The following is a 25,922-nucleotide window of genomic DNA, read 5'->3' as shown; positions in this document are numbered from 1 at the left end:
ACGTAATCAGTAGATCTTTCTAGTTTACCGTTGGATAGCTAGATGGAGCTACATTTGAATTTTTAATAGCATCAACAAGCATCTTCAAGTCATTCCAAACTAATACAATCAAGTCCTTTGCATATGTTATAAATTGTTTTACGGAGTCTTTTGCAAGCACTGCCTTAAGATCAATACCAAGTACATTTAGTAGAACGAGTGCAATAATTAGTACAACAATTATCTCAATAAAACCTTTTTGATTTGATATTTTTTTCATAAATAAATTATTCTTTTATAAATTCATTATACCACAAGGCGAGCATTAATAATGCATAAATCTTTCTTGATATATCTACTTTTCCAATCATCTTACCGTTTACATGTTTTTCTACTAAATCCTTTATAAAGTCCATATTCATATACTCCTTGATGTATTCATTATTAAGAATTATGTTCATAACTTCATCTGGACTATTTTTAAGCCAAGCTCCAAAAGGGGTTGGAAAACCTAATTTTCTGCGTTCTGCTGTCGTCCTAGGAAGTATATCTTCAAAGGCCTTTCTTAAAATATATTTAGTTTTCTTATCCTTATATTTAAACTTATCAGGAATAGTTTCTGAGAACTCAGCTACATTTTTATCGAGGAAGGGAACTCGAAGCTCTAATGAATTTGCCATAGTCATCTTGTCTGCCTTTGCTAATATGTCCCCTTGCAGCCAAGTATTAATATCTACGTATTGCATTTTTCTAGAGTCATTCTCCCCTCTCATCTCTACATATAATTTACTAAGAATATCTTTTGGTAAAAACTTTGGTAAATATTTTTCTTTTTTCCAAATTAAATCACGGTCTTTTTTATTGAAAATATTTGCATTACCAATATACCTATCCTCCAATTTTGTTACTCCCCTTCTTATAAAATTTTTACCTAAGAAATTAAATGGCAAAAGAAGAAAAGGTCTTAAGAAAAAATATTTTATCCATTCTGGCAATGATTCAATAATTTTTATATCTAGGGGTTCTCTGTAAATATTATATCCACCAAAAAACTCATCAGCTCCTTCTCCTGAGAGCACTACCTTCACTTTCTTTCTAGCTTCTCTCGCAAGGAAAAATAATGAAACCGCTGACGGGTCAGCTACTGGTTCGTCAAAATACCAAACAATTTTAGGTAGCTCTTTTAAATATTCCTCAAATGTAATTAGGATTTCATTATGCTCTGATCCAATTCTGTCTGCTACTTCCTTAGCTGCTGCCTGTTCGCTAACTTCTTTAAAGCCGATGGTAAAGGTGGATACAGGCCCCATATTAGCTTTATTTCTCTCTTCCTGAACTAGTGTTGCAATTATACCGCTATCAATTCCTCCTGATAGAAACGTACCAACAGGCACATCACTTATCATATGATGTGCAACAGAATCTGTTACAATTTCTCTTGTCTTGTCAGCTAATTGTTTCTCAATTAAGGCTTCAGATATATTAGATTTCTTTGTGTTTTTTGCCCCATCAAATTCATAATTCCAATATTTTTCTATTACAAAAGGCGATTCATTTTCCTTACTCAAATCTATTGTTAGATGATGTCCAGGAGTTAACTTGAATATTCTTTTAAATAGAGTTTCAGATAAAGGATTATATTGAAAAGATAAATATTGATAAACCCCCTCATGGTTTATTTCTTTTTTGATTCGAGGATCCAGTAGTATGCTTTTTATTTCTGATCCAAATGAAAGTAGATTACCTCCGTTTGGATTATTATCGATTGTAGAATCCTTATCAGTTGAAAAGTATAATGGCTTAATTCCAAAATGATCACGTGCAATAAAAATCTGATTCTTATTAGAATCGTAAATTGCAAAAGCAAACATACCTCTTAAATATTTAACCATATCCTTACCATACTCCTCATACAGGTGAACCAAACCCTCGGTATCACTTTCTGTTTTAAATGTGTGGCCAAGCGCAAGCAGGCTGGGTCTTAGTTCTTTGTAATTATAAATTTCACCGTTGAATACAACAGTAATACTTCCATCCTCATTAGACATTGGTTGATGTCCTCCTTCTAGGTCTATGATAGACAATCTTCTCATTCCAAAAGAGAATTTATCATCATTCAAAATACCTCTGTCATCTGGGCCTCTATGACTAATAATATCAACCATCTTGTCAATTGATGTAGATGATATTTCTTTATTTCCAATTATTCCTGCTATTCCACACATATTATATTTCTATTTATTTTAATTTATTTGTAAATTTTTATTTCTTTGGAAAATAAACCATTGGATCAAGGTACGCTGCAATCGGCGCGATTGGCATTCTGTAAATTTTACCTCCACATGACACACTTGGTCTATTTTCAACATGCACAGCGTTGCCATCGTAGACACTAATATGAAGGTGTGGACCTGTACTATATCCTGTATTTCCAGTGTAACCTATAATGTCTCCTACTGCCACTTTTTGTCCTTCTTTAACCCCAATGACTGACAAGTGACCATAAATTGTTGCTAGGCCATTATCATGTTTTATAAGCACCCATCGTCCAAAGGATGCACCTTTACATGTTAAGTCAGTATCTCCAGCGCCAATAATAACACCTGACGCTGTTGCTTTGGCTGGAGTTCCAAGTTTTGCACCAAAGTCTACACCATTATGTGTCCCGGAAACATAAAGTCTCGCTGACGCCGATGTCTTTCCAAAAAGCTGAGTAATAGTTACTTTATCAAGTGGCCAACTCAGCATTGCTGCAAGTGATGGCTTTGGTATTAATGCGGGATTAAGTGTGTACTTAAGTGTTGATTCATAATCAAAAAGTTCCTTCTCCAAGGCTAGTTTTTGAGCTTGTCTCTGTTTTACTAAATCTTGATATATTTTTTCTTGACTCTTTGTTTCCTTTAATATTTGAGATTGCTCCTGAGTGTTTGCTTCCACAACTTTCTTTTTACCCGTCAATTCAATTTGAAGAGTTGTAAGTTCTTTTTTTGTCTCCTCCTTCTGTGTTTTGTTTTGAACCAAGACCTTCTTTTCAGTTCCAAGCGTGTCTATCTGTTTCTTAAGTTCTTCGTTTAGTGTTCTAAGATTGTCGATTTCCATCAGTACATCAGATATATTTCTCTGACTTAATAGATTAACAATTAATGATGAGTCTTCGCTGTATTGAATATTTTTAAGCTCCTCAGATATTATCGATTGATAATGCGATACTTTATCAGTTGAAGCTTGTATATTTATACCCAGCTTTTTGATTGCCAGATTGGCAACATCTATTTGAGTCTTGGTTTTCTTGATATCTGCATCAAGCATTTTTCCATTTTGAGTTAATGACTTTATTTTCTTCTGTAAAGTGACTCCTTCTGCGGATGTCTTATCTGATAGATTTGAATACAATTCTATTTCCTTATTTAATGCATCGATGTTTCTACTTTTCTCATCTATCATTGCCTGTAGCTCAGCAACAGTGCTTGCTGCAAATGTGGTTTTTGTTGGAGTAAATAATATAGAAAATATAAACAAAAGAGTTATGGTAAAAAATATAGTAAGTACTGAATATTTGTTTGTTTTATAATTTTTAATGTTCATTTAGTCTAGTTTTTTGTTTATTTCCACATCATTTCTGTGCACCCTTTTTTAATACTATTACACCATCTTCTCTTTCAGGAAACCTTCTGCTTTTTGAATCCTAGCTAATGTCTCGTCTTTTCCAATTGTTTCTGCCATTATGAACGGATCTGGTGATTTCTCTTTACCTGACAAGGCCACACGTACTGCCCATAGTACTATTCCTCGTCCTTCTAGTTCTGCTATAGGCCATAATACTTCTTTTACTGTCTCTTTATTCCAGCCACCTTCGCCCTGTTCCTTTGATAATTTCTCCAGTTCTTGTTTACAGGTTTTTAGTATTTTGGCGAGACTGTCGTGTGTAACTTCTTTGCCTTTTCTCATTTTTTCTGCACAAATAAGTATGTCTGCATCATAAAGTGGATCGATAAAGAAATACTCCAAATCTCCATCCTCATAAACTTCCTGAATTTGTTTGAAGTATTCTAATCTGTCTCGCATTATGTCACTTACAGAATCTATTCTTGATGCAAAAGTTGTAAGTGTTGATAGGTGTTCAGGAATAAATTCTACTAACTTTTTTGTATAATCATCGTGTGATAATTTTAACATGTGTTCCTTATTAACCCATCGTAGTTTTACTTCATCAAAAATAGCTCCACCTTTTTGTACCTTTGTAATATCAAAAAGATCAATTATTTCCTCCTTTGTAAATATTTCTTTCTCTCCTCCTGGGTTCCAGCCAATCATTGCCATGTAATTAATCATTGTATCAGGTAGAAAACCCCTATCTCTGTAGTCAGTTAAAGGAAGAGCCCCTTTTCTCTTTGAAAGTTTTGTTCTATCAGGAGCAAGTACAATTGGTAAGTGGGCGAACCTAGGAATTGGTGCCCCAATCGCTTCCATTATTAATATATGTCTTGGTGTATTTGGAATATGATCCTCCCCTCTTATTATATAATTTACACCCATCTCAAAATCATCAACAACAACTGCTAAATGAAATACCGGTTCATCGATACTTTTTGCTATAACAAAATCACCAAGGTCTGTTGTATCTACTGAGATTTCTCCACGTACAGAATCAGTAAAAGTAACAACTTTATTAGGATTTCTAAATCTAATAACTTCCTCCCTATCCCCTTCTTTTACTGGAGTTTCTTTTGAGATATAAGCTTTGTCTTCCTTGATTAATTTCTCTAAGTACATTTTATGATTTGATACTCTGTCGGATTGTCTCTCTAGTCCATCATAATCAAGCCCTAACCATTCCAATGTTTCAAAGATATTTTCCTCATATTCTTTTTTACTTCTTTCTCTGTCTGTGTCCTCTATTCGAAGTAGAAACTTACCTTTATTTTTCTTTGCAACAAAATATGCAAAAAGAGCTGTTCTATAATTACCAGCATGCAATAGTCCAGTTGGCGATGGTGCAAATCTTGTCACTATCTCACCTTCATTAATTTTTTCTAACTCTGACTTTATTTTGTTGTTGTCTGTATTATTCATATTTTTTATTGTAATTCTTGTTTTATGCACCTTCACAAAACTGTTAATTTTGATGCGATTTCTACGTTTAAAAATCGGCTATTCTACCTCGTGCTTAAGAGCTATCTTTAAAATTTCTATTGCTATCAATTCCGCTGCATCTGGCCTAGCAAAGTTCTTCAATCCTTTTTTCATATTTTCTTTAATGTGCTCATTTCCAATAATTCTCTCAACTTCATTTAAAATAATTCCAGTATTTAGATTAGCTTCTTCAATGACAACGCAACCGCCACTTCTTGCAAAATTATATGCGTTTTGCCTTTGATGATCACCGTTTGAATCTGTAATTGGAATTATAATACTTGGAACACCCCACAGGGCTATTTCAAAAATTGTTGAGCCCCCTCTTGAGATTATAAGACTAGATGCACCAGCTGACATTCGCATTGAAAGCGAGTTTAAGTAATCAAAAGGAGTGTATCTACCCTTGTGTGGATTATTTTCTAGAATTACATTAGCCGTTCTACTTACTTCTTCAAAATTAGCCTTTCCAGTTTGGTGAATTACTTGGTATTTTTCTACAAGCCTAGGTAGAGATTCCAAAATAATATTATTAATAATTTTAGCACCAAGTGATCCTCCCATCACAAAAATTACAGGAATACCTTCTTCAAGCCCTAGGTATTCTGTTGCTCCCGTTGTAAGGATTTGGCTAATATCTTTTCTAACTGGATTGCCAGTATATGCAACTTTTGTTTCATCAAAAAACTCGGAAGCTTCCTTATAAGAAACGGCGACTTTTTCTGCAAAACCTCCTGCCCATTTACTTACTCTTCCTGGGACGCTATCTGATTCATGTATGATAATTGGAATTCTAAAAAATCTACCAGCAACTAGAGCTGGGTAACTAACATACCCCCCTTTTGCAAAAATTACATCTGGCATTAAAAAGAACATTTTAATAATGGCAGAAAATACCCCAAAACCCATTTTGAATAGATCGATAAAATTTAGTAACTTTGAAATACCCTCAGGGTTAATTCGTCTTTTTCCCGCTGTGACGTGAATGAATTCTATCTCTTGATCAAAAAGTACCTTTGAGTTATATGGCGTATTTGCCATATAATAAATTTTTGGAGCTAGAATTTTTTCCTTACGAGTTAACTCTCGAATTTCTTCTGCAACGGCAATAAGAGGATAAAAATGGCCTCCTGTACCACCTCCTGTAAGCAATATCTTCATATGTACCAATTATAGCATCTATGGAATTATTCAGAAAGTCCAATATTGTATATAAAATTGTATAAAAAAATGAGACTACTCCCTCTTCTTCATCAATGGAAAAGCCTGACATTCTCTAAGAGTTTTACCTTCTAGAAAACTGAATAGTCTTTCTGATACTCCAAAACCAAATGCTGGGGGCATTCCGTATTCCATTGCCTCAACATAATCCTCGTCTGCCATTTGAGCCTCTTCATCACCTGCATCCCTCAGTGCTTGTTGTGCCTTAAATCTAGCTTCTTGATCAAGTGGATCATTAAGTTCACTGAAACCTTTTCCTAATTCACTTCCAGCAAGAATGATTTGGAATCTCTCAACTACTCTGTTGTCAACTCTAGATTTTTTAGCCAATGTCTCAAGATAAACTGGTATACCAACTAGAAAACCAGGACCAGAAAGATCCTTCCTTATTGATTTCCAAAGTAAGTCTATTCCACGCTCACTACTAATTGTTTTTTTATCAAAATCAATTTTATTTTTAACGAGTTCTCTCTCTACTTCTTCTGTACTATTATTATGAACATCAATATTAAATTTTTCTTTAATTATTTTAGAGAAATCATAAATTGCCCATTCACTAGCTAGATCAAAAGTGTGACCTTTGTTTTCAAAAACAGTCTTTCCATAAACTTTTTCTGCAATTTGAACATACAATTCTTTAACCATTTTCATTCCTTTATCAAAGTCACTGTAGGCTTCATAGAATTCAATTTGAGTATAATCTTGGCCGTGTTCTGGTGACATTCCTTCATTTCTAAAAATCCTTCCAATTTCAAAAGTCTTTGGTAATCCTGCAACAAGTAGCCTTTTTTGCCATAGTTCACCAGCTGATATTCTAAGGTAAACATCAATGTCCAGTGCGTTGTGGTGTGTAACAAAAGGCTTTGCATCAGCTCCCCCTGTTGTATTTTCAAGTACTGGAGTTTCAACCTCAATATAATCTCTTTCAATAAGAAAATTTCTCATAACATTCCAGAAAGCGCTTCTTCTTTTCATCATGTCTCTTAGTTCTGGATTTAATACCATATCCACGTATCGCTTTCTATATCTTTCATCCTCATCAGTTAAACCAAACCATGAGTCAGGCATAGGTCTTAAACTTTTCGCAAGAAGTCTCCATTCCTTTACAAGTAGAGCCTCAGTACCTCTTTTTGTAATATATGCAACACCTTTAAATTCTATGAAGTCGCTAGTGTCAATTAATGCAAAGAAATCACCAAGTGATTCCTCGCTAAGATTATCTATAGAAAGAAAACATTGAACCTTATCTGATGTTCCGTCCATGATGTCTGCAAAACCTACTTTTCCCTGTCCTCTCACAGACAAAATACGTCCACCTAATGTGACTTCTTTTTGTGATTCAAGTAGTTCCTTAAAATCTTCTGTGAACTGCTTATTAGTTTGATCAATATATGAAACTACAGGGAAAGCTTCAATTCCCTTTTCTTGCAGGTCTTTAATTTTTTGTATGCGTTGTTCGCGTATTTCTTCAATTGATGTCATAGGTAGATATTACCATGAATTAGAATTATAGAAAACGTCGATTTTTTGTATTTTTCCTTGTTCTTGATTAATAGATTTTGTATAGAAGTGCGTTTTATTTTTAACGCTTCTGATACCTAGATATATTCAAAATAATACCAGCTGAAGCCATGGTAAAGAATAGGGCTGTTCCCCCGTGTGAAATAAACAATAGAGGTGTTCCAGAGAGTGGAACGATGGCAAGCATAGCAGCAATATTCATAAAGGACTGCAAGACAATCAAAACTATAATACCAACTATGACATATGCGCCAAATGGGTCAGGTACTCTTGTTGCAATTCTAAGTGCTTGAAAAGCAAACATTATATAAAGAAGAATAATTGCAACTGATCCAACAAAACCAAACTCCTCAGATGCTACAGCAAAAATAGAGTCTCCAATTGGTTCTGGTAAGAAGGCAAACTTTTGGGTGCTTTGTCCAAAACCTCTTCCAGTTAAACCACCTGAACCAATCGCAATTAATGATTGTTGAATTTGATAACCACTCCCTGTTGCATCCTTTGATGGATCCATAAAAGTACTAATTCTTTGCTGTAAATATGGTCTTTGCGATACTAAGACTGCTAATCCTATTGCGCCAACGCCCGCAATAAGAAATAGATGTTTCCATTGCCCTCCTGATACTAAATAAATTGCAACAGCTGATGCTGCAACAACTAAGAATGTTTCTGTATCTGGTTGCATTAAAATAAGACCAGCTGATAATGCAATCAATATAATTAGTGGAATTGTACCAAACTTTAGTGTGGAGGCCTTCTGTTTTACAGAAGCAAACCATGCTGCTGTATAGAGAACAAATCCAATTTTATAAAATTCTGCTGGTTGCATAGATGCTCCCCCAAAGCCAATCCACCTTCTTGCTCCTCCATGAAAGATTCCAACATGTGGTACAAAAACAAGAAGCATTAATACCACTGATCCTCCAAAAAATAGAAAACCCCATTTTCTCCAAAAAGTATATGGAATGAAGGCGGTGATAGTTGCTGCTATTCCCCCTCCTAAAATACCAAAAACAATCTGATTAAATGTAACTGACATGAATTTGACAGTTCCTCCAGCAAGAAGTCCGAGTGATGCAGAATAAAAAATAAAGAAACCAACAATAACTAATATAATAGTTAGGAATAGAAATATCTTATCTACTCCACCACTTTTTTTAGCTATTGATTTTGATGACATTATATTTTAAAACTACTTCTAGTTAACATTAACCGATAAGTGCGATTACAGTACCAATTATGGCGCAGATAATAGAAATAATCCAATATCTCATTGTTACCTTATAAGGTGGCCAACCCAATGCCTCAAAATGATGATGAAGGGGGGCAATTTTGAAAAGTTTCTTACCAAAGTATTTCTTTGAAAACATTTGTAAGCTAGATGACAAAGAGGTAACAATCAAAGGCAGAGCAATAATAGGAAGTACTACAACTTGATTTGTTAAGAACGCAACAACAGCAAGCGTAATCGTTAGTCCCATTATCCCAGTTTCTCCTAAATAGAATCTAGCTGGTGGAATATTGAACCACAAAAAAGCAAGAAGTCCTCCAATTATAGCTGCACAAAAGGCTGCTATATCAACTTGATGTTGTGCAATAGCGATTATTGTATAAGCACCAAATGCAGCAGATAGTACACCTCCAGCAAGACCATCGATTCCATCTATAACAGAACCACTAAAAATTACAAAAACAACAGCTATAAAGAATGGTATAAACAAAAGTCCTATCCACATATCTCCGTAAAAAGGAATATGAACGGATAAATTTTGAAGTTTAAAATAAAACCAAGCTGCACCAACTGCACCAATCATTAGTACTGTCAGGACCCTGACCTTTCTTGATATCCCCTCAGATAAATTTAAGCCTTTCCCGTAAATTTGAAGTAAGTCATCCGCAAGTCCAAAAATAGAGGCGAACAAGAACATCCCTAGGGGCAATAGCGTTTGATTTCTACTTAAAAAGTTTAATTTTGCCGATACATCTCCTAGTACAAAGAATGAAATAATATATAAAATCACAATTACGGCCAAAACTGAAATCCAAATAATGACGCCACCTACTCTTGGTGTACCGGTCTCCCCTTTTTCATTATGGATTTTTTTAAATGTATCAGACATAGCATCAACATTCTCTTGGCTCCTTGATTTTTTACGCCACATTTTATGTTTATACATAAAACCAGATAAGTATGGTGTTATGGCGATTCCAATCATAAAAGAAACAACGGCGGAAAACAATACCTTAATTAAATCAGTTGTCATATTATTAGATTATGACATTTCTACTTTAATGCCGCAAATGCCTCTGTGGACGAGGCTAATTTCAATGTATCAGAGTACCTATCTTCAATTGTTGATCCAAGAATAACTATTACATATTTCTTCTTATTTGCTTCTATGATTATGATCAAGTTTCCACCAGCTTCATCTGTTGTACCAGTTTTACCTGCAATAATATTAGGAATTTGAGAAAGTGAGGCATTAACATTTTTTGTGTCATGCGTATTTCCAGACCAGTTTAGAAACGTCGCTTCAGGTATGATACTTGCTGATCCAAGAAATGGATAATTTAAAAAAAGTGTATTATAAAGTACAGCAATTTCTTTTGCATTTCCAAAACTAGAAGATATTAGCTTGGATGAACTTGCATCCTTGGCGTCATAATCAGGATTAGCGATTGGTAAACCGCTGCTATTTTTGAAACTAAAACTTTTATACCCTAAATCCTTCACTGTCTTATTCATTAATAGAGAGAAAGAAAATTCATCATCAACGATACTGCTTGCCAATGATTCAGCTGCAATATTTGAAGATGTGATCAGCATATATTTAATAAGATTATCCGATCTCCAAACCTCTTTATTTATTAGACTTCTATCTCCAGCATTATAACCAATATTTTTTTTGATTATACTTATATTACCAATAGAATTACCCTGCTTTTCTCTTAGCTTGTTAATATCTAGAAATACTGTCGCTGTTAAAATTTTTACAAGAGATGCCATCGGCAAAGACTCCTCTGCGTCTTTTGAGTATATGAATTCTTTATCTGAAATATCATATACTGCTGCACCTTTTGCGACAATTTCTGGAGCTTTTATTTTGTTTATATTTAATAAATCCAAAATAGTGGATGTTCCTAAATGAGCGATGGAAGATGTTGCTGTTTGCGGAATCGCCAATAAATTGAAAGTGTTTGTCGATGTTGCTGTTAATTGTGAAAAAACTGGTATTGCTGTATTAGTAAAAACTTGAGCCTCCATTTTACTAGTACCACCTAATGAAATCATGCACAGCAAAGCTGTTAAAAAAAGCACACCGGGGTTAGTAAATGTTTCTGTGTAAAAAAAAGTCTTACGTCTTCTTTTATTCTGCTGATTCTTGTTTTGTGTTGAAATCTTCATCGAATTTATTTAATTCATTTATTACTTCTTTATAATTTGGCAAGTTCTCAATATTTGTCACACCAAGATATGATAGTAGCTCAAATGATGGCTTGTAAATATTAGTTCTAGAGTTCTTTGGATCAACATCTTTATCGATAAGTCCTCTAATCATTAGGTTTCTAAGGATATATGAAGAATTTACACCTCTAATATTATCAATATCGCTTCTTCTGATTGGACCTCTGTAGATAATAAGCGATAGTGTTTCTGTTGTTGCTTTTCCTAGGTCTTTATTTAGCTCTTCTATTTGAAGCTTTTCAATTAAACCAGCGATTGACGGTGAAGTTCTAAGTGCGTAGCTGTCATCAATTTGAAGCAGACAAACACCTCGTCCACTCATTTCTTTTTTTAATTTCTCAATAGAAATATCAAAAGCTATCTCTTTGTCAGAGTTTACTTTAGACAATAACTCTTTTGACTCTTCATCCATTTCTATAAACTTAAGAATATCTTTTTTACTCAAAGACTCGCCTTTCCAAAATAAAATAGCCTCAATTCTTTTTGAAATTTCTAATTCGGGATCTAAGCTTAAGTCTGCCATTGTATTAATTTGTTGATCTTCTTCTTGCATATTTTGTTTGGTTATCGGTACTTGTCCATTATCTACATATATTTTGGAACCCCAATTTTATCGCTCTCCATCTCTATGTCCTCAAACAAGTTCTCTTGCTTTGCATTTATTATACCTTGCTTTACCAATTCAAGCATTGCCAAAAAACTGACAATAACATCAACTCTTTGAGCCCTATCCATTTTGCCCTTTGTTCCACTAAACTCTCTGAACGTCATTCTGATTGCAGATTGAATTCTCGTAGTTAGCTTGTCAATCATCTCTTCAATGCTAATTATTTTTTTAACGATTATCTTAGGCGCTGCAGCTTGTTTTTTTGGCAATGAATTCAAAAGCCTTAAAATTGCATTACCAATTTCTCCTTGCTCAACTTCTTTACTTGGAACAAAAACTTTTATCTCCTGCTTAAGATCCCCTCTTTCATAAAGAATATTCTTTCCAAATATTTTACCAAGCTCAGCGGACGCTTTTCTAATTATCTCCAGTTGCTTTAATCTACTCTCGAGATCATCTATATCCCCCTTTTCTTCTTCAGTTAAACTAATTGTTGGCAAAAGAGATTTTGCTTTGATTAGAATAAGAGTTGAGGCAATAGTAATAAAATCTGCCCTGTTATTTAGCGAGTAATCCCCTAGTCTATTTACGTGACTAATATAATCATCGGTAACTTGCGCTAGAGAGACATCATTAACAAATAACTTACGTTTTTCAACCAATGACAATAGAAGATCCAGTGGACCTTCAAATGCCGATGTTTTAATCGTAAATACTTCTGTCATTTAGACTTTATTATAGCATACAGTTTGGGGTCAGGCACCACGGTGCCTGACCCCAAATATAGTGTGACTCAACAGTCAAATTTACTGCTTGATAATCAAATTCAATTCTCTAAGTTGCTCAGCAGAAACTCCAGATGGTGATTGCATCATTGGGTCTCGTCCTTCTCCTGTCTTTGGGAAAGCCATAACTTCTCTGATGTTTGGTTCGTTTTCAAGAAGCATCAAAAGTCTATCTAGTCCCCAGGCAATACCACCGTGTGGGGGTGTTCCTGATTTAAGAGCTTTAATCATATGCTCAAAGTCACTTTCCACCTTTTCCTTTTCATAGCCAAGAATTTCAAACACCTTAAATAGTGCTTCTGCCTTGTGATTTCTGATACTACCCCCGCCTATTTCTGAACCGTTCAGTACAATATCGTATTGAGCAGCAAGAATTGTCTCAAGTCCAGTGTCACTTCTTTTTGCATTCATCAATTGCTCTGCAAATTCCTTCTTTGGAGCTGAAAATGGGTTGTGGGTAAAAGTCCATCCACCTTTAGTATCGCGCTCAAAGAATGGGAAATCAACAATCCAACAGAATGCTAAAAGATTTGCATCTTCTTTGTCTGTTCTAATATCAGGTCTATCTACTCCATATTTCTCCATCGCAACAGCATATGGAATTCTTGGGAAAGGAATTTCTTGAATTCTTTTTTCAGGATAAAGTTTTGTAACAATATCAATTAACATTTTTTCATTTAATGACATTATATCTTCTTCAGTAACGAAGCTTGCCTCTACGTCCATTTGAGTAAATTCAGGCTGGCGATCCCCACGACTGTCCTCATCGCGCATACATTTTGCAATTTGGAAATAGTTTTCAACCCCTCCTGCCATTAATAACTGCTTGTATTGTTGGGGACTTTGTGGAAGAGCATAAAAAGCACCCTTTTCTAGTCTTGAAGGGACAAGGAAGTCTCTTGCACCCTCTGGAGTAGACTTTGTAAGAAGTGGAGTCTCAACTTCTATATAACCTTGTTCATCAAAAATATCTCTGATTAACTTTGCCATCTTATGTCTATTTCTGATATTTTTCTGAAGACGATCAGTTCTAAGGTCTAAATATCTATACTTTAATCTTATTTCCTCACTTACATCAATTGTGTCTTTTGTTAATTCAAAAGCGGGAGTTTCTGCTTCATTCAAAACTGTGATTCCTAAAATTTCCAATTCAATATCACCATTCTGCTTATCAGCCTGAACATTTTTTTCTGGACGATTATTAACTTTTCCAAAAACTTCAACTACCCATTCTGTTCTCAAAGTTTCTCCAACAGCTTTTGCAGCGTCTGCACCTGGTAAGATTACTCCTTGTACCTTTCCAGTTTTATCTCTAAAATCTAGAAAAATTAATTTTCCTTGATCTCTTCTAACATCTATCCACCCTGCGATAGTTACTTCCTCTCCAGCGTGCTCCTTTAGGTCTTTTATATATATTCTATTTTTCATGTTTTTTAATTATTGCAAGAGTTATTTTTTGAAATTTTCCAACAAAATAACCCCTACAAACTCATTACGTTTAATAATAAATTTGCAGGGGCGATTTTATCGCGGTGCCACCCTGTTTTTTATCTCATTATGCTTGCGTAGCATGGAACGGAGGATTCTACTGGTTTGCTCAAATCCTGCCTATTTCTAGGTGTAATTTAGCAAATTTTCTTTCCTCGCCTCATCGGTGTTAATCGATTCAACGGCTTATTCAAAGTATAGCAAACAATGATAAAGAATCAAATTGAGTAAATCAAAACATTGCATCAATACTAATATATCGTATATGCTTGTTATTGCCGTATGTTGTGTTTTAATTAATCCCTTTTTCTGTAAAACACTCCATGACAACCATTCTTATGTCTGATACAAGTTTTGTAAATAGGTAATCTTTTACCGCAGCCATATCCTCTTTTAGTACCGCTACATCATTCTTCAATATAACTACATCATTCTTCAATATAACTACATCATTCTTCAATATAACTACATCATTCTGTAATGTCTCCATATCAGATTGTAATACGGTTATATTGCACTTTAATGTACCAACATCAGATGTAATACCATCAAATCTTTTATCAAATCTAGCTATTAATTCATTTCTAACCTCTATAAGTTCTCTGTGAGATTCTTCTCTAGAGACCCTTATCTCATCTTTTACACTCAAAAATTCTTTTGTGAATTTTTCATCAAGTTTACCGATGTCATTTTTTACAGCCACAAACTCAAGTCTAAATTCATTGTCGGAATTTTGCATGTCGTCTTTTATACCATAATATACGGAGACAAGTTCTTTGTGAGTAACAAAACTGTCGCTATTACTGTAACTTTGTTCAGATGAAAAAACATTGGCGTCATTATTGCTGTTATTCTGATCACCTGATATTGATTTCTTAAATACTTTTACCATATTGTTCATTTACTTTATGTTTATATACTAACTTAATAATAAAGATATTGTATATAAGAGACATGAGTTTTTCATAAAGAAAATATAGAGAAAAACAAAAGATATTCTGAGTTATCCACAGATGATATTTTTCTATCTTTGATTGTTGTCGATTACAGAACCAATCCAGCTGCTTCCTTCACTCTATCCATAATTGCATCAATCTCTATTTTAAGCTTTTTTGCGTTGTTTCTAAGCATTTCGCGTACAATCTCAGGGTCTTTAGCAATCTCCTCTCTACGAGCTCTAAGTGGCGAAATAAAGGCAATTAAATCCTCAATTAAAGCTTCTTTTAATGCTTTGTACTTGCCCTCATTCTCTTTATATAACTTGGACAAATATTCCTCATCTCTGAATAGTTTGTGAATATTGTAGACATTAACAGGGATTCCTCCATTTGAATCTGTAACAATGGCCATTACCAATTTTTTAATCTCCTCATCAGTTGAAAAAAGCGGAATGTGATTATTGTAACTCTTACTCATCTTTTGCCCATCGATTCCAGGAACTGTCTCTACTTCTTTTAGAATAAGGTGATCTGGGATTTTGAAAATGTCTGTTTCAAAAACTCTATTGAATTTTTGCGCTGTGTCTCTTGTGATTTCAACATGCTGTTGCTGATCCTTTCCTACAGGAACAATGTCTGCATTGTGAATTAGAATGTCAGCCGCCATAAGTATCGGATAATCGAAAAGTCCAACATTAATTTCTTTGTTCTTTGCCTCAGCGTCCTTAAAAGCATGTGCACGCATTAAATATGGGACAGTTGTAATACAATTAAAAATCCAAGCAAGCTCAGTTACTTGTGGTAGGTCAGATTGTTTGTAAATTACAACCTTCTTTGGATCAAGACCGATAGCAAGATAGTCTATGGCAAGATCAAGTGTATTTTGAGATAGCTCTGCTTTATTTTGAACCGTAGTTAGAGAGTGAAGGTCTGCAATAAAAATACGAGAATCATATTGATCCTGAAGGTCAACATATTGTTTCATTGCGCCAAAATAGTTAGCAATATGAGGTCTACCTGTTGATTTGATACCAGATAATAATACTTTTTTAGATGTTTCAGTCATGATGGTAGTTTATCAGAGATTAGATTGAAAATCCATGTGGGTGTGTTAATATGATGAGGTCTAACTGATTTAAAATTCAGTTGCTACAAACAATATAAATGAAAATATCTAAACCAATTTCTCCAGATCTAGCCGGTGGATTCAAGGACTATCTTCCAGAAGACATGATTCCTAGACAAAAAATGTTCGATTCTATCAGAAGTACATTTGAGCTTTTTGGTTTCTTGCCATTGGATACTCCTGGAATTGAAAAAGAGGAAATTCTAACAGGTGGTGATGCTAATTTTAAAATGATGATGTTTAAAGCCGGACTTCGCAATGATGATGAAGGCCTTGCTCTAAGATTTGATTTAACAGTTCCTCTAGCACGTGTCATGGCATTTTACAGTGATAAAATTGAAAAACCTTTTAAGAGATATCAAACTGGTAAAGTTTGGAGAGGAGAAAAACCACAAGCTGGTAGATTCCGAGAATTCGTTCAATTTGATGCAGACATTGTTGGTACTGAAAGAATGAGTGCCGACGCTGAGGTTGTTGCCTTAATGTATGAGACACTTTCTGCATTAAAGATTGAAAGATTTCTTATAAAAATCAATAACAGAAAAGTATTAAATGGACTACCCTCTTTTGCTGGTTATGACGCGAAGATGAATGTGGATGTATTAAAATCGATTGATAAATTAGATAAAATTGAATGGGCAGGAGTTTCCAAAGAATTGACAGGTAAAGGATTAACTGAGTCTCAAATATCTCAATTAAATAAATTTATTACACTTGATGGAAATTCTGCTGAGGAAATTTTAACAAATCTTTCAGTTCTAATGTCAGACTCACCTGAAGCACTTGAAGGTATTGCTGAGCTTAAGGAAATTGTAGACAATCTTGCATCACTTCAAGTCCCATCAGAATTCTGGAAAATTGATCTTTCAGTCGCAAGAGGTCTTGGATATTATACAGGACCTGTATTTGAGACAACGCTTTTGGATTTACCAAGTATAGGTAGTGTATTCTCGGGTGGAAGATATGATGATTTGGTATCAAGATTCAGTGCGCAGAAACTTCCTGCTGTTGGTGCATCTATTGGTGTGGATCGTCTGTTTGCAGCCCTTGAGAAACTTTCATTACTTAAAAAAGAGAAAACAACAGTTAAGGCTTTGATTCTAAACTTTGACAAACAAGCTGAAGGATATTGCCAAGAAATCACCACATCTTTAAGAAAAATAGGTATTCCAACTGAAATTTATTTGGGTAAAGAAGACTTCCTTAAAGAGCAACTTACCTATGCTTTGAAGCAAGAAATTCAGATTGTTGTAATTGCTGGAAGTAATGAGATGAGCAAAAAGGTGGCTCAAATTAAGAACTTATCAGCAAGAACACAACAAGAGGTTGCTTTTGAACAGATTCCAGAGGTAATAAAAGCAATTATTGACAGTAGTACTGTCGCGTGATAATCTTTGTTCTGTAACTCACAATCTTGGGTATGTAGCTCAGTTGGTTAGAGCGCTGGTTTGTGGAACCAGAGGTCATGGGTTCGAGCCCCATCTTACCCACAATAAAAAACAACACGCAAGTGTTGTTTTTTTGTTGGTAAGAGGAAGTGCTTTTGAGCACTTCCATATAGTGCAAGAAAAGCCTTGTGGTGTATTAGAAACAGATTAGTTGAGACCCTCCAACTCAATAAAGAAGCTTGACCCTTTATTATCTCCCGCAGATTCCACCCAGATTCTACCTTTGTGTACCTCGATCATCTTTTTGGCAATATATAGACCAAGTCCAGTTCCAATAATATTTGTCTTTGAAGCATCAGGTGCTCTTGAGAATTTATTAAAGAGAATAGGTAATACTTCTGATTTTATACCAACACCAGTATCTGAAATTGTAATTAATATTTTACTATTTGCCTTTCTGGTTAACCAAACATGAATACCTCCATGTGGTGTATATTTTATTGAGTTATCAATAATATTTCCAATCACCTGTTTAATTTTTCCCTTATCAGCATCAACGGTATAATTTGCATCTTTATCGATATCAAATGCCATAGACAAATGAGCTTTTTCTATTGTTGGTATTAGTTCATTTATAACCGTTCTAACCTCTTCAGCAAGATCAAAGCGCTCAAAATTATATTGCATTCTTCCCTGCTCGATTCTTGAAACATCTAAATAGTCTCCAACCAGAATTACTAGGTCACTTGTTGATTGAAGTATTTTATTATTTGCACCCCTCACGATATCTGTAATAGGACCAAAGTCACCCTCTAGAATCATGGAAGCATAACCTTTGATTGCAGTTAGCGGACCTCTTAATTGATGTGATGTTAGGGAAATGAATTCAGATTTCTGCTGGTCGAGCTCCTTTAATTTAACATTTGCGTCTTCAAGTTCTTTGGCTAGCTTTTCTATTTTCTCTCTCGCCTCTATTTCCTTATTTACACTTTTTAGCAGGAAGATACCGAAAACAATGAAAGCTATAAAAATGATAACATTTATTGCTATATCGTTAGTGTCCTGTGATCTTACTATGTTAAATATGAATATTATTAAAAGAGCAACAGAAAATATTTGAGCTGATACAACTTTTTTAGAAACAAGTTTATATCGAATAACTCCATAGGCCATAAATACAACAAAGAAAATTACAAGATAATTACCAAAAGGGTACACATTGAAAAGTTGGGGAAAAAAGTTTGTAAAACCTCCCACAAAACCAAATATGCAGCTTATTAACGTATTTCTAATTTGCCCTCTTAATACTGCGTTTTCTCTGTTTTTAACATAAGAACTGATCAGATTATAAGTAGCAGTACTAACCACAATAAAGAACATTACAGGGAAAACGAAGTACAATGGACCTGGGTTTATCCAATAGAATCCATAACGCATAATCATTCCATCCTTAAAGTACGGTGTTAAACTGAGTAGACCAGTAAGGAATGACATCGTATAAAAAATATATCTTGTACGATAATTTTTCAACAATAAGAGTTCTGAGGTAAAGCCAAAATAAAGAGTAGGTAAAATTATAGCTGAAATATCTAGAATAAATTGCCAAAAGAATGCCACATTCATCGATAAAGTTTTTGTAACTTCATATAAACTAAATGACCAAATCGAAAAAATTATAGATGTATATAACCAATATTGTGCAATTTTACTGTTCTTATCACTTCTGTATATGATAAGACCAAAACACAAACTACTAATTGATAATATTAGACTTGATATACTGAAAAAGTTCATTGTTGTTTAAGTATAACACAGGAATATTATTTTTCTTAGAATATTTAAATAATTTTTTATTAGGATTAGCTGATATAGCGTACTCTGCATACCTTAGTAAAGGTAAATCAGAGTGATGGTCGCTTATAGCGATAATTTTCTTAGGATTTATTTTATGTTTGTCAAAATATTTATGTAAAGCGTAAACTTTATTAATTCCATGATGACTTTCACCTTTTATTTCTCCTGTTAATATTCCGTTGTTTACCTCGAGCTCTGTAGAAATATAATCATCAAAACCAAGTTCCTTTGCAAACTTCTTAACAATTGGTTGCACAGCTGCTGATGTAAGTATTGTGTAATAAGATTCATTTCTTAGCTTATTTACCAAGTCAAATGATTGCTCGTATATATTGTTTTTTAATGATATTTCGTAGAAATCATCAACAACCTTATCTATAACAGATACTTCCTCCCCAATAAATTTCTTTAATACAAAACCAAGAGCTTTCTTTGGATTACTAACAAGGCCTGCTTTGTATAAAATGAACCATAGATAAATAAGAAATGAGTCTTTTTTGCTTATATAACCCTTCTCCATTAAATATTTTACAAAAAGTCCTTGAGTTTGATCCTTTGTTAAAGTTCCATCAAGGTCAATTAATGCAACATTCTTATCTGTAAATTCATTATGCATTGGAGATTCATAATGAGGATATTTCTTTTGAGATAATTTCTCTATTTCCATCATCACTCTTTCTGTTACGTAAGTACATATTTCTTTGTCTTCTTGCATTCCGTAGTACTTTTCAAAATGCATAGGGATTCCAACATGAATTTCTAATACTTTTTTAATCTTTGGCTTTTTGTCAGCTTTGGACATTATTTCATGTGTTCCAATAATACCTACCGGTACAATCGGTACTTTATTTTCAAGCGCAAATTTAGCAATTCCAGTATAGGCCTTGAGCATCTCATCTTTTAAATGAGATCTGGTACCTTCTGGAAAAATACCAACCAGAGTTTTTGCCTTAAGGTGTTTGTGTACACCCTCTAACGCCTTTGTCTTATCTTCAGCCTTTCTGTCAACTCTAATTTGTCCAGTTGCTATCATTAGTATCCTCCAGTATTTATTTAAAAAGAATTTTTCGGCTGCCAGAAAGTGAACATTTCTTGGTGCAAGAGCGGCAACAGATAGAAAGTCAAAAAAGCTTTGATGATTCATTGCTATAATTGCCCCACCTTCTTTTGGAATATTTTCAAACCCTGAAGTTTCCTTCAAAAGGAATGATTTCATAAAAAGGGCTACTATTCTTCTGAGTAGCCCGTAAGATAATTTTACGTAAACTGAATGCGTTTCTATTTTCATATTTGGTATTTTCTATTATAAACTAAAATGCTGATATCTTAAAATTTAATTGCATTAAACAAATCAACAACCACATCTCTCATAAGCTCTGTGTTCTCAGTTGGGCCCTTTGTCTTATCGATATTAAAAGGTTTACCTACATTGATTATTACTCTTTTACCATGCTTTCTAATTGCAAATGGCATTAGTGGAACATCAGCTTCTTCAGCTAAAATTGCTGCACCCCATTTAAATGGACCAACGGTATCATCGTAATACATTCTACCTTCTGGAAACATTGCAATTACAGCTCCACCTTTTAATGCTTTTTTGGCACCTTCTAGGTTTTTACTTGTACCTTGTCCTGTTACAACAACAACAACTCCCATAAGCGCATATATGAGTGGAATAAGACCTACGGTATACATAAAATTCATTATTGGGTTATGAAATTTCTTAACCCCCATAAATCTTATTGGTGCAAGTGGTGAAAAAAGACCAACTGCTATTCTGTATAAGAAGCTATCATAGAATCTAATGTGATTTGATATTAAAATTGCTGGTGGCCTGACTCCAATTAAATTATGTTTGTTTTTTATTTCAATTTTGAAAAATGGCTTTGTAAGCCCTATGATTATAAACCAAGCGATGAATTGTGTAATTTTTGAAAAAGTGTTCATTTTTCTATATTTTGTATTGTATGATGTATTTGTGGCAATAAAAAATGCGACATATAATTGTCGCAAATTTTAAATAATTAAATTGTCCGTGAACGGCTGTTTTATTGGCTGATTTAATTGTTTTAAACTATCTTTATCCACAATGATTAAATATTAACACACATTATTAAAAGGCGCAAGTTTGGCTAAAATAGTGCTAGAAATCATATTTTTGCTCCTCATTAGAACAAACAGCAAGGATGTTTAGATTCTGTGATAGCCATTTTGCAGCTTCTATTACCTCTTCTTTTGTGACGGCTAAGATTTTTTGTAAAAATTCATTTTGATTCGTAACATTAGTAAATAATAATCTAAGATTTGCATATGCAAATGATTCATCTTGAATGGACTGATTGTAAAATATTTCTGAAGCTTCTGACTTCTTTTTTGTCTGACTCAATTCAATATCAGTTATTTTACCATCAGAAACCTCCTTTATCTCATGCTTAATAATATCCAGGCATTGTTGTATGTTTGAAGGCTGGACATTTAAACTAAAATATACATAACCAAATAGTTGATTTGTGTAAAAAATACTGGATATATTATACAGTAAGCTATTTTCTTCTCGTAATCTTATGTTTAAAATTGAATTAGATGAATTTGTTAAAAAATCTAGCAATATCTTTAAAGCAAAATATCTAGGATCATCCCGTCCTTTGGTAATAGTTCCAAAACTAACAACAGCTTGTTTTTCAGGTACTGATACATAACCCTGTTTTTTTAGAGTTATTGGAGGTATTTTTTTTGTATCCAAATTTTCAATATGGGTTAGAGAATTTAGAGCTGTGCTTTCTCTTATATTAATAAAGTATTTATTGGACAACTCCTTACATTTTTCAATAGTAATATCGCCACTTATAGATAGTATGCAGTTTTGCGCTACAAATCTCTCATTATAAAATCTTTGTAAATCCTCTAGAGTGATTTCCTTGAGCGATTCTTCCGTTCCTAAAGTGTGAAATTTAAAATCCGTTTCAGCGAGTGCTAACTCATTAAATAAATTAGAGACTTTTGTTCCAGATTTTTTGAAAGATGCTAATAATTCTTCCGTAATAATTTTCCTATGCTTATCAACTGCCACCTGGTCAAATTTTGAATGAAATACTACCTGTGATATATAATCGCAGGCGCTCTCTGCAAATTCCTCTAACACTGTGGCGTAAAATGACATTCTCTCTATTGAGCTTGTTGCTGCATTTCTAACTCCCCCGTAATCAGTCAGAATTGATGTTAAGTCCTTTTTATTTTGATACTTCTCTGTTTTTTCATGAACAACATGTTCAAGAAAATGCGCTACACCTGGCTTGTATCCATAATAGTTATTATAAAAATTACCCGCACCCAGAATTATTTTAACATCTACCATTTTAGAACCTTCTTTTTCTTGGTGTATTACACGAAGTCCATTATCGAGTGTGTATTCTGTTGTTTTCATGTTGTAGCTTATCTTATCATATTCTACAGATTCTCCACATAACTTTTATAATCTGGAATTCTTGTCAGTTTTCCATCTGACAAAAGATATGTAGTATCAAGCGCTGCTTGTTCCAGAAAATATCTATCGTGAGATACTATTAAAACTGAACCTTTGTAGGTTTTAAGTGTTTCTTCTAATGCCTCAACAGCCTCAATATCAAGGTGGTTAGTTGGCTCGTCTAATACCAACAGGTTTACTGACTGTGCAGAAAAAAGTGATAGAAGTAATCTTGCTCGTCCACCAGGACTCAGCGCATTAATTGGTTTTCTCATCTGTTTTTCATTAAAACCAAACTTGGCAAGCTGTACATATGAATCCTGTTCATCTGTGTAGGCTCTCTCTGTCAGAAATTCTAGAAGAGTTTTATCTTTTGGAAGAGTTTCGTGCTCCTGCATCATGTTTCCAATTTTTAGGCCAGATCCAAATTCCACTTTTCCTTCCAGTGGTTTAAGTTGCCCCGTAATTGTTTTTAGTAATGTAGACTTTCCTGTTCCATTTAAACCCATAATTGCAACCCTTTGGCCATAATTTAGTTCAAAGGAAATAGGTCCGATTTTGAAATTTGCATTATTACCATCTACATCAACGTTTACATTCAAACCTAAATCGCTCAAATTTTTACTATTTGAATATCCAGCGATAACGTCCAGTAGTCTAATATCCATCGTACCAGGATTCTTCTCTGCATTAAGAGATATTTCAAATGAGCTTCTTTCTATTGGTTTTTCAATTTTATCTATCTGGTCAACCCTTTTATCGATAACCTTTCCTTTACGTCCCGCTTTGCCAGCCATATCTCTATTGTACCCTTGAACATACTTATCATTATCAGACCCAACCCACTTTGACCCCCTTGCTGATTCCATTTTCATTTCATGAGCACGTTTAGATAGTCTATCTATTTCTTCTTGCTGATTGGAATATTCCTCTTTTTGACGATGTAATCTCTTCTTCAAAGTTTCTAAATAATCACTATATGTTCCATTTGTAATATTTAAATTGTGAGTTAGCCAATCTATCTCAAAAATTTTATTGACTACTTTATCGAGAAATCTTCTATCGTGAGAAATTAAAATACAAGCGGTTTCTGTTTCCTTAATATAATTTTCAAGCCAAATAAGCGCTGGTAGGTCTAGATTATTTGTGGGTTCATCGAGAAGTAACAAATCTACTCCCTTTAGTAATATTCCAGCAAGAATTATTTTACTTTTCTGACCACTACTTAATTTTGAAACATTGTGTTGTAGATCAATATTATTAAGTCCAAATCCTGAAAGTATTAACTTCATTTTATGAGCAAAGTCATAATCAGGTACGTTGTCATCATTTGTAGCTGTTCTTTTTAGATAAGTCTCTACAGATTCATCTTCAACAAAACTTGTGTCTTGTGGCAAATATCCAACTCTGGTATTTTTGAGAATATTTAAAGACCCAGAATCATACTCTTCAATACCTGCTATTATTTTAAGCAGAGTTGTTTTACCAGTTCCGTTATTTCCAACCAGTGCCACTTTCTGACCCTTATCAATAGAAAATGAGATATCAGAAAGGACATCAATTAGACCGTAGCTCTTATTAATTTTTTCAGCTTTTATAAGGCTCATTTTTTGTGTTGATTTGCACGTTGATAATTTTAGTAGATCAGGTGATAATCATGACTACTTTGTGTTATTGAATCGTATGTTTAGTGTATATACGATTATATATGATTGTATACGATTATTTTTTAACCAAAATATTCAACATTCTTCATTGCAGTCTCTTTAAAACTATCACTGACATTTGAAAAGTCTATTAAGTTTACAGTGTAAGGAGTTTTTAAATCTTTAAGTTTTTCTTGTATCTCTAATAGTTTAGATATATCTATTTTTTCTCCAATTATTCCAACATCTATGTCTGAACGCTCTCCCGCTGTACCATTCACTCGAGAGCCAAAGAAAAATACTTTATACTCAGATAACCTAATATAAGACTTCAAAATATCTAGAATTCCTGCCTTTATCATTTTTCTATCTTGTTCTGCTAATTTCATTATTTAATAAATAATTTTGATAAATTATGAAAAGTTTCTGACATAGATTTAGCCAATACAGCCACTTCTTCTGCAATCTGCACTTCATATTCATGTGCCGTCTGATTACGAGTGTCTCTCATTTTAGTCCATTTTTGTACATCATCTTCATTGAATACTGAAACTAGGAACGCAGCCTTAAAGGCTTGTATTGGGGATTGAATTTCTTGTTGTGAATATTCTACTTCAAGAAAATTTTTGAGCGACTTCCATCCTGTGTCAAAGGTAAACTCAAATCTTTTAATCAAAGCATCTCTTTCAATGGCGTTTTTAGGCTCCAGAACTTCATCAAAACGATCAAGGGCGTTTAGAAACTCTTTAATTTTTTTATCTAGTTTTTCCTTCATAATGTTCATATTATAATACAATAGGTTGCTATAATCAATATCGCCATAATGATAGGACGTTAATTATTAGATAATATCTTTTTTCACGGTATTCCCTTCTACAATTCCATACGCACAAAAATCTGTTTTTTTCCAAAGTTCATTTAACCCATCGATACCAATATTTAGTAAGGACGCAAAGAATAAATTTAATATAGTACCATGTGTGACAACTAAAATAATTTTTCCTTCATTATCCTTAACTATATTTGATACACCATCTTTAAACCTACTCAAGGCTTCTTCGCAAGACTCCCTGTTAAATGCATGATAAGTCAAGTCTGTTAATTGTCTCTTCTTTTCTTCATCAAATTGTTCTTTTGACAAAAAAATATCTCCTCTTTTCACTTCATTAAAATAAGATGATTCCTCAATTTTTTTTTAAAGTTTACTATAATTGGTTCAATCGTAAGGTATGTTTTTCGTTCTTGGTAGACATATATTAAATCAGCGCTATTTATTTCTAGATTATCCAAAAGTAATAATGACTAAG

At 33.7% G+C, this 25,922-nt stretch carries 23 protein-coding genes and 1 tRNA gene; 2 read left to right on the top strand and 22 right to left on the bottom strand.

Annotated elements, in window-relative coordinates; all coding sequences use genetic code 11:
• Window positions 1-19: 19 nt before the first annotated feature.
• From WCQ00_02260 to trpS, 14 genes are all read right to left on the bottom strand, one after another.
• Entirely contained in the window at window positions 20-259 is a 240-nt protein-coding gene (locus WCQ00_02260; GenBank protein ID MEI6042368.1) for a hypothetical protein, read from the bottom strand.
• 7 nt (window positions 260-266) lie between these two features.
• The gene (gene asnB, locus WCQ00_02255; protein MEI6042367.1) at window positions 267-2,204 is read right to left on the bottom strand and encodes an asparagine synthase (glutamine-hydrolyzing); all 1,938 of its coding nucleotides are present in this window, start codon (window positions 2,202-2,204) and stop codon (window positions 267-269) included.
• 37 nt (window positions 2,205-2,241) lie between these two features.
• The gene (locus WCQ00_02250) at window positions 2,242-3,564 is read right to left on the bottom strand and encodes a peptidoglycan DD-metalloendopeptidase family protein (GenBank protein ID MEI6042366.1); all 1,323 of its coding nucleotides are present in this window, start codon (window positions 3,562-3,564) and stop codon (window positions 2,242-2,244) included.
• A gap of 57 nt (window positions 3,565-3,621) precedes the next feature.
• Window positions 3,622-5,052 carry a glutamate--tRNA ligase family protein gene (locus WCQ00_02245; protein ID MEI6042365.1) on the bottom strand — a complete coding sequence of 477 codons (1,431 nt, stop codon included), beginning with the start codon at window positions 5,050-5,052 and terminating at the stop codon, window positions 3,622-3,624.
• A 78-nt stretch (window positions 5,053-5,130) separates the two neighbouring features.
• Window positions 5,131-6,273, bottom strand: a complete 1,143-nt coding sequence (locus WCQ00_02240; protein ID MEI6042364.1) for a UDP-N-acetylglucosamine--N-acetylmuramyl-(pentapeptide) pyrophosphoryl-undecaprenol N-acetylglucosamine transferase — start codon at window positions 6,271-6,273, stop codon at window positions 5,131-5,133.
• Between the two features lie 75 nt (window positions 6,274-6,348).
• Window positions 6,349-7,815, bottom strand: coding sequence for a lysine--tRNA ligase (gene lysS / locus WCQ00_02235; protein ID MEI6042363.1), 1,467 nt, complete (start codon window positions 7,813-7,815; stop codon window positions 6,349-6,351).
• A 100-nt stretch (window positions 7,816-7,915) separates the two neighbouring features.
• Window positions 7,916-9,034, bottom strand: a complete 1,119-nt coding sequence (locus WCQ00_02230) for an FtsW/RodA/SpoVE family cell cycle protein (protein ID MEI6042362.1) — start codon at window positions 9,032-9,034, stop codon at window positions 7,916-7,918.
• A 28-nt stretch (window positions 9,035-9,062) separates the two neighbouring features.
• Window positions 9,063-10,118 (bottom strand): hypothetical protein, encoded by a 1,056-nt coding sequence (locus WCQ00_02225; protein ID MEI6042361.1) that lies wholly within the window; start codon window positions 10,116-10,118, stop codon window positions 9,063-9,065.
• A 20-nt stretch (window positions 10,119-10,138) separates the two neighbouring features.
• Window positions 10,139-11,260, bottom strand: coding sequence for a serine hydrolase (locus WCQ00_02220; GenBank protein MEI6042360.1), 1,122 nt, complete (start codon window positions 11,258-11,260; stop codon window positions 10,139-10,141).
• Window positions 11,223-11,873: an SMC-Scp complex subunit ScpB gene (locus tag WCQ00_02215; GenBank protein ID MEI6042359.1), complete on the bottom strand. Its 651-nt coding sequence runs from the start codon at window positions 11,871-11,873 to the stop codon at window positions 11,223-11,225. The genes WCQ00_02220 and WCQ00_02215 overlap by 38 nt, the downstream gene beginning before the upstream one ends.
• Before the next feature lie 32 nt (window positions 11,874-11,905).
• Window positions 11,906-12,652, bottom strand: a complete 747-nt coding sequence (locus tag WCQ00_02210) for a ScpA family protein (GenBank protein ID MEI6042358.1) — start codon at window positions 12,650-12,652, stop codon at window positions 11,906-11,908.
• Window positions 12,653-12,733: 81 nt separating this feature from the next.
• Complete coding sequence (gene aspS / locus WCQ00_02205; protein MEI6042357.1) at window positions 12,734-14,140, bottom strand: aspartate--tRNA ligase; 1,407 nt, start codon at window positions 14,138-14,140, stop codon at window positions 12,734-12,736.
• Window positions 14,141-14,492: 352 nt separating this feature from the next.
• On the bottom strand, window positions 14,493-15,101 hold the full coding sequence (locus WCQ00_02200; GenBank protein ID MEI6042356.1) for a hypothetical protein: 609 nt from the start codon (window positions 15,099-15,101) through the stop codon (window positions 14,493-14,495).
• A 143-nt stretch (window positions 15,102-15,244) separates the two neighbouring features.
• Window positions 15,245-16,204 (bottom strand): tryptophan--tRNA ligase, encoded by a 960-nt coding sequence (gene trpS / locus WCQ00_02195; GenBank protein ID MEI6042355.1) that lies wholly within the window; start codon window positions 16,202-16,204, stop codon window positions 15,245-15,247.
• Between the two features lie 98 nt (window positions 16,205-16,302).
• Here trpS and hisS point away from each other — a divergent pair, with 98 nt between their 5' ends.
• Both hisS and WCQ00_02185 read left to right on the top strand, forming a co-directional pair.
• Window positions 16,303-17,652, top strand: coding sequence for a histidine--tRNA ligase (gene hisS, locus WCQ00_02190; protein MEI6042354.1), 1,350 nt, complete (start codon window positions 16,303-16,305; stop codon window positions 17,650-17,652).
• 28 nt (window positions 17,653-17,680) lie between these two features.
• Window positions 17,681-17,754: transfer RNA gene (locus WCQ00_02185), tRNA-His, on the top strand.
• 105 nt (window positions 17,755-17,859) lie between these two features.
• On the opposite strand, the gene WCQ00_02180 is transcribed toward WCQ00_02185, so the two are convergent.
• The 8 genes from WCQ00_02180 to WCQ00_02145 form a co-directional block, all read right to left on the bottom strand.
• Complete coding sequence (locus WCQ00_02180; GenBank protein ID MEI6042353.1) at window positions 17,860-19,146, bottom strand: ATP-binding protein; 1,287 nt, start codon at window positions 19,144-19,146, stop codon at window positions 17,860-17,862.
• A 259-nt stretch (window positions 19,147-19,405) separates the two neighbouring features.
• Window positions 19,406-20,794, bottom strand: coding sequence for an HAD-IB family hydrolase (locus WCQ00_02175; GenBank protein MEI6042352.1), 1,389 nt, complete (start codon window positions 20,792-20,794; stop codon window positions 19,406-19,408).
• 38 nt (window positions 20,795-20,832) lie between these two features.
• Window positions 20,833-21,453: a lysophospholipid acyltransferase family protein gene (locus tag WCQ00_02170; protein MEI6042351.1), complete on the bottom strand. Its 621-nt coding sequence runs from the start codon at window positions 21,451-21,453 to the stop codon at window positions 20,833-20,835.
• Window positions 21,454-21,649: 196 nt separating this feature from the next.
• Window positions 21,650-22,930, bottom strand: coding sequence for a pitrilysin family protein (locus WCQ00_02165; GenBank protein MEI6042350.1), 1,281 nt, complete (start codon window positions 22,928-22,930; stop codon window positions 21,650-21,652).
• A gap of 23 nt (window positions 22,931-22,953) precedes the next feature.
• Window positions 22,954-24,576 carry an ABC-F family ATP-binding cassette domain-containing protein gene (locus WCQ00_02160; GenBank protein ID MEI6042349.1) on the bottom strand — a complete coding sequence of 541 codons (1,623 nt, stop codon included), beginning with the start codon at window positions 24,574-24,576 and terminating at the stop codon, window positions 22,954-22,956.
• A gap of 122 nt (window positions 24,577-24,698) precedes the next feature.
• Window positions 24,699-25,004, bottom strand: a complete 306-nt coding sequence (locus WCQ00_02155; GenBank protein MEI6042348.1) for a nucleotidyltransferase domain-containing protein — start codon at window positions 25,002-25,004, stop codon at window positions 24,699-24,701.
• Window positions 25,004-25,390, bottom strand: a complete 387-nt coding sequence (locus WCQ00_02150; GenBank protein ID MEI6042347.1) for an HI0074 family nucleotidyltransferase substrate-binding subunit — start codon at window positions 25,388-25,390, stop codon at window positions 25,004-25,006. Before WCQ00_02150 ends, WCQ00_02155 begins: the two co-directional genes overlap by 1 nt.
• 66 nt (window positions 25,391-25,456) lie before the next feature.
• A complete protein-coding gene (locus WCQ00_02145) occupies window positions 25,457-25,777 on the bottom strand; it encodes a histidine phosphatase family protein (protein ID MEI6042346.1) in 321 nt (106 codons plus the stop codon).
• Window positions 25,778-25,922: the final 145 nt, after the last annotated feature.

Source organism: bacterium (genome assembly GCA_037127815.1).
Taxonomy (GTDB): domain Bacteria; phylum Patescibacteriota; class Minisyncoccia; order Phycocordibacterales; family CAIZLB01; genus CAIJKW01.
Note: the sequence above shows the minus strand (reverse complement) of the source record. Positions and strands in the feature narration are given on the sequence as shown.

What these genes read in the sequence shown, in the direction of transcription:
- hisS (MEI6042354.1), top strand. Translation starts at nt 16,303, where the DNA reads ATGAAAATATCTAAACCAATTTCTCCAGATCTAGCCGGTGGATTCAAG.
- WCQ00_02160 (MEI6042349.1), bottom strand. Translation starts at nt 24,576, where the DNA reads ATGAGCCTTATAAAAGCTGAAAAAATTAATAAGAGCTACGGTCTAATT.
- WCQ00_02170 (MEI6042351.1), bottom strand. Translation starts at nt 21,453, where the DNA reads ATGAACACTTTTTCAAAAATTACACAATTCATCGCTTGGTTTATAATC.
- WCQ00_02215 (MEI6042359.1), bottom strand. Translation starts at nt 11,873, where the DNA reads ATGCAAGAAGAAGATCAACAAATTAATACAATGGCAGACTTAAGCTTA.
- asnB (MEI6042367.1), bottom strand. Translation starts at nt 2,204, where the DNA reads ATGTGTGGAATAGCAGGAATAATTGGAAATAAAGAAATATCATCTACA.
- aspS (MEI6042357.1), bottom strand. Translation starts at nt 14,140, where the DNA reads ATGAAAAATAGAATATATATAAAAGACCTAAAGGAGCACGCTGGAGAG.
- WCQ00_02150 (MEI6042347.1), bottom strand. Translation starts at nt 25,390, where the DNA reads ATGAAGGAAAAACTAGATAAAAAAATTAAAGAGTTTCTAAACGCCCTT.
- WCQ00_02245 (MEI6042365.1), bottom strand. Translation starts at nt 5,052, where the DNA reads ATGAATAATACAGACAACAACAAAATAAAGTCAGAGTTAGAAAAAATT.
- WCQ00_02155 (MEI6042348.1), bottom strand. Translation starts at nt 25,004, where the DNA reads ATGAAATTAGCAGAACAAGATAGAAAAATGATAAAGGCAGGAATTCTA.
- WCQ00_02200 (MEI6042356.1), bottom strand. Translation starts at nt 15,101, where the DNA reads ATGAACAATATGGTAAAAGTATTTAAGAAATCAATATCAGGTGATCAG.
- WCQ00_02175 (MEI6042352.1), bottom strand. Translation starts at nt 20,794, where the DNA reads ATGAAAATAGAAACGCATTCAGTTTACGTAAAATTATCTTACGGGCTA.
- trpS (MEI6042355.1), bottom strand. Translation starts at nt 16,204, where the DNA reads ATGACTGAAACATCTAAAAAAGTATTATTATCTGGTATCAAATCAACA.
- WCQ00_02165 (MEI6042350.1), bottom strand. Translation starts at nt 22,930, where the DNA reads ATGAAAACAACAGAATACACACTCGATAATGGACTTCGTGTAATACAC.
- WCQ00_02210 (MEI6042358.1), bottom strand. Translation starts at nt 12,652, where the DNA reads ATGACAGAAGTATTTACGATTAAAACATCGGCATTTGAAGGTCCACTG.
- lysS (MEI6042363.1), bottom strand. Translation starts at nt 7,815, where the DNA reads ATGACATCAATTGAAGAAATACGCGAACAACGCATACAAAAAATTAAA.
- WCQ00_02180 (MEI6042353.1), bottom strand. Translation starts at nt 19,146, where the DNA reads ATGTCATTCCTTACTGGTCTACTCAGTTTAACACCGTACTTTAAGGAT.
- WCQ00_02220 (MEI6042360.1), bottom strand. Translation starts at nt 11,260, where the DNA reads ATGAAGATTTCAACACAAAACAAGAATCAGCAGAATAAAAGAAGACGT.
- WCQ00_02250 (MEI6042366.1), bottom strand. Translation starts at nt 3,564, where the DNA reads ATGAACATTAAAAATTATAAAACAAACAAATATTCAGTACTTACTATA.
- WCQ00_02260 (MEI6042368.1), bottom strand. Translation starts at nt 259, where the DNA reads ATGAAAAAAATATCAAATCAAAAAGGTTTTATTGAGATAATTGTTGTA.
- WCQ00_02230 (MEI6042362.1), bottom strand. Translation starts at nt 9,034, where the DNA reads ATGTCATCAAAATCAATAGCTAAAAAAAGTGGTGGAGTAGATAAGATA.
- WCQ00_02225 (MEI6042361.1), bottom strand. Translation starts at nt 10,118, where the DNA reads ATGACAACTGATTTAATTAAGGTATTGTTTTCCGCCGTTGTTTCTTTT.
- WCQ00_02240 (MEI6042364.1), bottom strand. Translation starts at nt 6,273, where the DNA reads ATGAAGATATTGCTTACAGGAGGTGGTACAGGAGGCCATTTTTATCCT.